At 36.2% G+C, this 6,474-nt stretch carries 6 protein-coding genes; 1 reads left to right on the forward strand and 5 read right to left on the reverse strand.

Translation table 11 applies throughout. The features are described from left to right. Position 1: 1 nt before the first annotated feature. The 5 genes from LZZ90_RS12870 to LZZ90_RS12890 all read right to left on the reverse strand — a co-directional run bounded on the left by LZZ90_RS12870 (position 2) and on the right by LZZ90_RS12890 (position 5,653). A complete protein-coding gene (locus tag LZZ90_RS12870; RefSeq protein ID WP_237791111.1) occupies positions 2-1,339 on the reverse strand; it encodes a hypothetical protein in 1,338 nt (445 codons plus the stop codon). A gap of 126 nt (positions 1,340-1,465) precedes the next feature. Then, positions 1,466-2,173 (reverse strand): LytTR family DNA-binding domain-containing protein, encoded by a 708-nt coding sequence (locus tag LZZ90_RS12875; protein ID WP_237791112.1) that lies wholly within the window; start codon positions 2,171-2,173, stop codon positions 1,466-1,468. A gap of 3 nt (positions 2,174-2,176) precedes the next feature. Then, positions 2,177-4,129 carry a sensor histidine kinase gene (locus LZZ90_RS12880; protein ID WP_237791113.1) on the reverse strand — a complete coding sequence of 651 codons (1,953 nt, stop codon included), beginning with the start codon at positions 4,127-4,129 and terminating at the stop codon, positions 2,177-2,179. A gap of 1 nt (position 4,130) precedes the next feature. After that, on the reverse strand, positions 4,131-4,559 hold the full coding sequence (locus tag LZZ90_RS12885; protein ID WP_237791114.1) for a septal ring lytic transglycosylase RlpA family protein: 429 nt from the start codon (positions 4,557-4,559) through the stop codon (positions 4,131-4,133). A gap of 5 nt (positions 4,560-4,564) precedes the next feature. Beyond that, positions 4,565-5,653, reverse strand: coding sequence for a M42 family metallopeptidase (locus LZZ90_RS12890; RefSeq protein WP_237791115.1), 1,089 nt, complete (start codon positions 5,651-5,653; stop codon positions 4,565-4,567). A gap of 82 nt (positions 5,654-5,735) precedes the next feature. On the opposite strand from LZZ90_RS12890, the gene LZZ90_RS12895 reads away from it, so the two are divergent. Further along, positions 5,736-6,443, forward strand: coding sequence for a DUF4294 domain-containing protein (locus LZZ90_RS12895; RefSeq protein ID WP_237791116.1), 708 nt, complete (start codon positions 5,736-5,738; stop codon positions 6,441-6,443). Positions 6,444-6,474: the final 31 nt, after the last annotated feature.

Here is a 6,474-nt window from a genome sequence, read left to right on the forward strand (position 1 = left end):
ATTAATTGATAATGATTGCATCAAAGTAAAATTGTCCCATCCAACATGCTGCCGAAGTGTCTCCCAAAGCATCTGTTCGTGTAATATTAAGTGTCATTGAAGATTGGGATTTTGACGCATAATTTATGGTAAAGGTATCCGGGTAGGAACTTGTGTTGTACGGAGCAAACATAATTCCTGATGGATTAAAAGGTAATTGTGGCGAAAAATCGTAACGAACTTGTAATTTTTCAGGTTTTGCAGGAGCTAATAATACGGTGCTTCCACTTATAGACGCTGTGGAACCAGCTGTTGTTTGTCTGGAAAGCACTGTCCAGGTAATTGTTGTACTTACCCCTTTTATAGTTCGTGTCACACTTCCAGTACTTCCAACACTAATGGAACCACAAACAGGAATGTCTAAATCCTGAATAGAAACCAAATCCGGAATAGAAACGTTGCTGGCTGTTAATTGTTGCCAAGTTGCATTACCATTGGCATCAGACACTAAAGCTTTGCCTAAGCCTTGGTTGCCATCAACAATTCTAAGTGCGGCTGGTGCAGCTGTTGCAATGTTTATATCGTCAACATAAGCAGCATCAGAACCTGAAATTCCTGAGACATCTTTACTGTATTCCCATCGTAATGTCCTTGAACCAGCAGCAAGCAAATAGGACTGTTGTGTCCAGCCAATAGTCCCAGACCATTGATTTTGCTGAACACCGTCAATGTAAAATTTCAAATAATCATAGTTGACTTCACTACTTACACTGTAATAAAAACTTAAAGTTGCACCTCCTGCCGGAACGACAACCGTATGTGACATTTGTGTAGTTTGATTGTCACCTATAGCTCCTGATTTAGCAGCATAAGTTCCTCCATTTTTTACCGCACTTTGGGTTGCCCAGTTAGCACTTCCACCAGTTGTTAGTGGTGCGATGGAATTGGTCTCAAAATTTTGACTTAACAAACTTCCGGGTGCTCCGACATTTTCAATGTGGAATTTGTTTGTTGGAGTTGTTGTTCCTACACCAACATTTCCTGTGTTGTTGTTGTAGATGTCGTTTCCAACTTTTGTCCAATGGTTGGTACCTCCGGCAAAAGGTGTCCATTTGGTTCCGTCCCAGTAATAATAGCCGATACCGGTTGCAGCGTTGGTGTTGTAAACCATCAAACTGGTTGCAGGGCTTGTAACTGGTGCCGCAGCGTTTAGGTTAGGAATAGAGATTCGGGGGATCAATAAACCTTTGTCTGTAGCGGTTACATCAAGAATTGAACTGGAATTAGGGGTTGTAGTACCAATTCCAACTTGTGCTGATACAGAGAAAGGAAAAAGCAATAACAGTAATAACTTTTTCATAACGCTTTGTTGTAGTTAGATTAACAAAGCAAAAATTAGAAAAAGAAAACAGGCTAAAAAAAATGTGGGATATAGGGTGGGTTTTCAGGGATGAAAATTAAAAAAGAGATTATAAGTGTTTATTTTTTAACCGGTTATCTTTTTTAAAACCTCTTCTTTATAGGTTTTGGAAATAGGAATTTTACGGTTTCCAATACTTAATTGATTAGAACTGTACCCATGTATTTTATCAGTATTGACTATAAAACCTTTGTGGGTTTTGATGAAATTTTCAGGAAGTTTAGTGATGAACTCTGTAATTGTGGAGCGAAACCGGTATTCTTTTTCTGGAGTTATAATCAATAAATAATTTTTTTGGCTTTCAATGAAATCGATATTTTCAATAGTGACTTTTTCAAAAACTTCGTTGTGTTTTATATAAATATAATCGTTTTCCTTTTTTTCAGAAGTATAGAGTTTGTTGAAATTAAGCATCGCTATTTCGATTGCCGAGAAAAGTTCCGCTTTTTGAAACGGCTTAATCAAATAACCGTATGGATTTGTAGCTATGGCTTTTTTTATGGTTTCATTGTCGGAATAAGCAGTTAAGAAAACATGTGGAATTTGATAGTTTTCGGTAATATGATTCGCCAGCCAAATTCCGTCATTTGCTCCTTGTATGGTAATGTCCAACAGGGCAAACTCAACGGTTTCATTTTCCAGAATTTCAATGGCCTCGTCTGAATTCATTGCAGTTCCCACAACATCGTAACCCATTTCGGTAAGGTATACAGAAATTGTTTTTTGGGTAATGTATTCGTCTTCTACAATCAGGATTTTCAGAGGAGTGCTCATAATTTAGTTCTTAATTTCTTTAAAAAAGATGCTTATTTTGGTTCCGTTTTCGTTTTCAAAGTTAAAATTTCCTTCCAATTGTTTGGTTAATCCCTGAATTAAATCAAAACCAATCGATTTTAATTTCTTCGGATTAAAATCTTCCGGAAGTCCTATACCATTGTCCTGAACCACCAATTTGTATTGATTGTTTTCTTTTGAAATGGTTATTGAAATCACTCCGTTTTCTTTTCCGGTAAAGGCATGTTTAAAGCAATTGGTTATAATTTCATTAATAATGAGGCTTAATGGGATAGCAGTATTGATGTTCAGTTCAATGTTTTCAGCCTTAACGTTGGTTTCAATTTTTGTTGCAGAATTTCGGTAGGTAGTTTGAATGGCATGTATCAATTCTTTAAGATAACTTTCTAAAGGAACGCTGCTGAAATTTTCAGACTGATAAAGGGTTTTGTGAATCAGAGCAATCGATTGAATCCTTGCCTGTCCTTCTTTTAGAATGATTTTTGCATTTTCATCGCTAACAGTAAGATTTTGCAATTCTAAAATACCGGAAATTATCTGCAGATTGTTTTTAACCCGATGGTGGATTTCCTTTAAAAGCATTTCTTTTTCCGCTAAAGATTCCCTGATGGTTTTGTTTTTATTGGAGATTTCGTCGTTTTTCAGTTCGATCTCTTTTCTTTTTTTTCTGGAATTGTACAGATAAAATAGCGTCGTAATCAAAATGATCCCTAAAGCGACTGCAACAATAGAAAGAATGCCTTTTTGCTTTTTCTCCAGATCAACTTGTTGTTTTTCGATTACGTTATCTTTTTCCTCCAATTGATAAAGGATGTCATTTCCAGCAAGTAAAGTACGTTGTTCTTTATTGTTGATGGAATCACTTAATTTAAAAGCTTTTTCGTAAAATAAATACGCTTTATCTTCATGGTGTAACGATTTCAGAAGTTCGGCTTTAGTTTTGTAGTAACTTACTTTTACTTTAGGTGAGATATCATTGTTCATGAGCTGTTCAATCTGCTCAATGCTTTTTTGTGCAGCCGGAAGATTGTTTAATTTCGAATAGCATTCATAAAGTAAAATAAGGCTTCTGATGGCTCCGTTTTTGTTGTTATTTGTTTTAAGTTCCGTTGCTGCATCAGCTTCTAAGAGTGGAATGGCACTTCGATAATCTTTTTCCTTGATTTTCAAAACCGCTAGATTCCCTTTGACCAAACCCATTAACCTTTGATAAGTTTCATTATCATGTCTTTTGAGTGATCGATCGGCTATTCGCATCGCTAAGTTATAATAATGGTAGGCGCTGTCTATATTATCGTTTACTGAATAGTAAAATCCTAAATCGTTATAAGCTGAAGGAATAATTAACGAGTCGTGCTCTGGGTTTTTTACTAATTCCTTGATTTCCGACTTTAATTGAGGAATTGCCTTATCGAAAAGATAAAGCTGTGCATAAAGATTACTCTTAATATTATAACTCCAAAGTGGGAACGAAGCTCCTTTTTTTCTAAGGATGGCAATTTCGGAGTTGATTTTAAAAACGTTCGAATACAAATTAAGGTTCAAATACGATTTTTGAAGCCCAACCAAAACGTTCATTTGTTCAGTCTGGGAAAGTTTGTAATCCTTGTCGTTCTGGATTTCTTTTAAAATTTCAATCGATTTTAATTCTTCTTCCTTGATGTTATAAACTTCAGCAAGAGCGAACTTGTATCGGATTAATGTTTTTTTATTTGAAGTGATTTGCTCGTCTTTGGCAAGTTTCGGAAAATTTTGATAGAAAAAATCCCTGTATGCCCTTTTTTCGTTCAGGTTTAAATTTTCGTATAAATTGATTTTTTCAATGCTGTTGCCCGAATTGTATTCTGCTTTGAGTTTTTCGGCTTCTTGGGCTTTCCCGATAAAAAGCTGGAACAAAAGCAGAATACAAAACTTATTTTTGAGCAACGTTCGCATCTTAATTTAAAATTTCAATTTTTACTTTTAATTCACCATGCGTGCTTTTATCGGAGATTTCCATGAAAGCTTTTCTGGATAAGTCGATTTCTCTTCCTCTGGAAAAAGGGCCGCGGTCGTTTATTCTCACTACTACTGATTTGTCGTTAGCTAAATTGGTTACCTTAACTTTAGTTCCGAAAGGAAGATCACGGTGTGCGGCGGTATATTCTGAATTATCAAAACGTTCGCCACTGGCTGTTTTCCTTCCGTTGAATTTATCATGATAATAGGAAGCAATACCACTGCTTCGATACAGTTTTCCTTTTTTTGTGGTTTCCGAAGAATTGCTGGTAGTTCTTATTTTTGAAGAAGAACCGCAACTATCCATTAATAAGGTAAACGACAACAGTAAAAAGCAGGCAAAGATTTTAGGGAAGTTCAGCTTCATAATCATTATTTAAAATAGGAGAATGTTTCGTTATTCTCGATTTTCAGTAAACTTTCGTAAATCAATTTGATCACGTTTTCCACATCTTCTTTGTGAACCATTTCAACGGTTGTGTGCATATAACGTAATGGTAGCGAAATTAATGCCGATGCCACTCCACCGTTGCTATAAGCAAAAGCATCGGTATCGGTTCCGGTTGCTCGCGAAGTTGCATGACGTTGGAATGGGATTTTATTGGCTTCAGCCGTATCCACGATCAGTTCACGCAATTTGTTTTGGACTGCAGGAGCATAAGCAATTACTGGCCCTTTACCCATTTTCAAATCGCCTTCGATCTTTTTATCGATCATTGGAGTCGTGGTGTCATGGCAAACATCAGTTACGATGGCAACGTTTGGTTTGATGGTTTGCGTGATCATTTCGGCACCACGAAGACCGATTTCCTCCTGCACAGAATTCACGATATATAATCCGAAAGGTAATTTCTTTTTATTTTCTTTTAATAAACGTGCAACTTCTGCAATCATAAAACCGCCCATGCGGTTGTCTATGGCGCGGCAAACGAATTTGTCGTTGTTCAAAATCATGAATTCGTCCGGGTAGGTAATTACACAACCAACGTGAATGCCTAATTTTTCTACCTCTTCTTTTGTAGAACAGCCACAGTCAATAAAAATATTATGAAGATTGGCAGATTCTTCTTTTCCACGGTTTCTCGTGTGAATGGCCGGCCAACCGAAAACTCCTTTCACAATTCCTTTTTTAGTGTGAATATTAACCCGTTTGGAAGGTGCAATCATGTGATCGGAACCACCGTTTCGGATTACATAGATAAGTCCGTCGTCGGTTATATAATTAACGTACCATGAAATTTCATCGGCATGCCCTTCGATTACTACTTTGTATTTCGCATCTGGATTGATAACTCCAACGGCACTTCCGTAAGTATCTGTTATGAAAGTATCCACATAAGGCTTTAGGTAGTCCATCCAGATTTTTTGTCCACTTTCTTCATAACCTGTTGGAGATGCGTTGTTTAAGTATTTTTCAAGAAATGAAATCGATGATTTTGGTAGTATAGATTTTGTTGCCATAAAATTATTTTTTGCTAAAATAACGATTTGGTATTATAGTTGTCCTGTATTTTTTGTATAAATTTGAATAAACCATTTCTGAATGAAAATTTTTAAAACCTTTATCATTACTGCCTTTTTTTCTCTTTCGCTTCATGCACAAGTAACTGTTAAAGACTCTGTGAAGACCGAAATTGATACTACCATTGTTTTTTCTACAGAGATGGATGAAATGATTATTTCCAAGGACAAGGCTTATGAAGAGGAACAAAAAAAGCTGCGAATTTTAGAACGCCGTGTTTTAAAGGTATATCCTTATGCGAAAATTGCTGCCGACAATCTGGTAATATTAAATGCCAATATGGCGAAATTAAAAACCGAACGCGAAAAAAAGAAGTATTTTAAAATAGTAGAAAACTATTTGGAAAATGAATTTGGTGAGCGCCTTAAAAAGTTTTCTCGAAAAGACGGTCAGATTCTTGTGAAGCTGGTGCATAGACAAACAGGAGAAACGACTTATGGGTTAATCAGAAACCTGAAAAGCGGGTGGAAAGCCTTTTGGTCCAACAGCACCGCGCGTATGTTTGATATTAATCTGAAGCAGGAATACGCTCCATTTACTACTTTGGAAGATTTTTATATCGAAAGTATTTTGCTAAAAGCGTTTCGTGACAACAGGCTTCCTAAACAAGATCCTGCAAAACCGATCGATCTTGCTGAGCTTTCAGCAACCTGGAAAGAAAGGATCAATCAATCTAAAAAAAATAGAGAAGAGCGCTTGGCTCGTGAAAAAGTTGAAAAAACAAATTAATTACTCCTATCTATAGTATACCTTAATATAT

Source organism: Flavobacterium sp. SM15 (genome assembly GCF_022012335.1).
Lineage (GTDB): Bacteria > Bacteroidota > Bacteroidia > Flavobacteriales > Flavobacteriaceae > Flavobacterium.

What these genes read in the sequence shown, in the direction of transcription:
- LZZ90_RS12880 (WP_237791113.1), bottom strand. Translation starts at nt 4,129, where the DNA reads ATGCGAACGTTGCTCAAAAATAAGTTTTGTATTCTGCTTTTGTTCCAG.
- LZZ90_RS12875 (WP_237791112.1), bottom strand. Translation starts at nt 2,173, where the DNA reads ATGAGCACTCCTCTGAAAATCCTGATTGTAGAAGACGAATACATTACC.
- LZZ90_RS12890 (WP_237791115.1), bottom strand. Translation starts at nt 5,653, where the DNA reads ATGGCAACAAAATCTATACTACCAAAATCATCGATTTCATTTCTTGAA.
- LZZ90_RS12885 (WP_237791114.1), bottom strand. Translation starts at nt 4,559, where the DNA reads ATGAAGCTGAACTTCCCTAAAATCTTTGCCTGCTTTTTACTGTTGTCG.
- LZZ90_RS12870 (WP_237791111.1), bottom strand. Translation starts at nt 1,339, where the DNA reads ATGAAAAAGTTATTACTGTTATTGCTTTTTCCTTTCTCTGTATCAGCA.
- LZZ90_RS12895 (WP_237791116.1), top strand. Translation starts at nt 5,736, where the DNA reads ATGAAAATTTTTAAAACCTTTATCATTACTGCCTTTTTTTCTCTTTCG.